This is a genomic window from Allobosea massiliensis (genome assembly GCF_042655245.1).
In the GTDB taxonomy this organism is placed as follows: domain Bacteria; phylum Pseudomonadota; class Alphaproteobacteria; order Rhizobiales; family Beijerinckiaceae; genus Allobosea; species Allobosea massiliensis.
Genome location: NZ_JBHSLU010000121.1, coordinates 1 through 1,269, shown reverse-complemented (window position 1 = coordinate 1,269; position 1,269 = coordinate 1). Strand labels below are relative to the sequence as shown.

At 65.3% G+C, this 1,269-nt stretch carries 1 pseudogene; it reads left to right on the top strand.

Annotated elements, in window-relative coordinates:
* Positions 1–1,230 (top strand): annotated as a pseudogene (locus ACFPN9_RS26430) (hypothetical protein); the annotation flags it as partial.
* Positions 1,231–1,269: the final 39 nt, after the last annotated feature.

The following is a 1,269-nucleotide window of genomic DNA, read 5'->3' as shown; positions in this document are numbered from 1 at the left end:
TCCCATCGTCAGCCTGCCAGCCGTGGCCGCCTGACCAGCCCGACCAAAGCCGGCACGCGGTGGCTCTGCGAAGCTACACCACCAGCAGGGACACGACCACCGCCTATGCCGACCCATCGAAGCTCGCGCACCTTCGCCGACCGTATCGCCGCGTTCTGCCGCAAGCGCCTCTTATCCTCACTAGGGCCGGATACTGACCGTCTCGAAGCCTACCTGCTCGATCTAATCGCCCGTCACGAATGGCCACCGCTGCACTCCACCGGCTACTCGTGGCGGGAGATCGCCGCAAACACCGGGATCGCCTATCCAAATCTGGTCGCGATCAAGGAGGAGATACGGCCTGCGCTCGACGCCATGGTTCGCGCCTACGATGCCGAAACCGGCGAGGGGTTCGTTCCATCGAAGCGCGCGGACCCCGGCCCGAAATCGGCGAACCACGCCTTTTCGGTGCGGTCCCGTCGATCGAAAGCCACTGCGCCCGCGTCGACCCCCAGTGCGCAAGCGACTGTGCGACCTGCCATCTCTTCAGCCCCCGGCGGCAGAGGATCGAAGCGGGGCGCGAAGTCGGGGCAGGTCCATGAGTACCCGCAGCCGAAGACGCTGCAGTGGCCTGACCCGCCGACATTCCGTGAAGCGCTTGCGCTTCAATTGGAACGGCATGGCGACAGCTACTGGCATCTGCATCGCGCCGTCGTTCGGGAGGGCGAGACCTTCGACCGCCAGACGCTGCGAAGTTGGGTGCAGGGAACGCGGGCCCCGATCAGCGTCGCCAGCATGGAGATCCTGCGCCGAATCGAGCGGCGCTATCAGCTCCCCGTGGGATACTTCGAGGCCAAGCTGCCGCACCGAGCGCGCGCGGTTCGGGGCCATGAGCCGCAGGCGATCGGGCGTGCCGAACGACGACGGCTGGCCTGGCATCTGCCGGAGAACTTCAATGCCCTGCCGCGGGCCGAACGGGATCGGATCGTGGAATGGGTCAGACGCGTGATCCTGAGTGGCGCCACCGACTATCGCCGCTATCAGGCTGCAGCTGCCAAACACCGCTATGCTATCCGCTTTCCCGGCGTCGCCTACGGTCGATCGGAACCGGCGCATGGCCTCGATCGGGGCCACGCCCCGGAGGAAGGAATGCCGCAGACTGATCCGGACCTGATCTCCGGCGTCGTCGATGTGTTTCGGCGTGCAAGTTTAGGTCTGACTCAGTTTCGCTGCAGGTTGGGGCTGTTCTGACGCTGGTTTCCAGAAGGAATCAGCACGATGAAGCAGCGA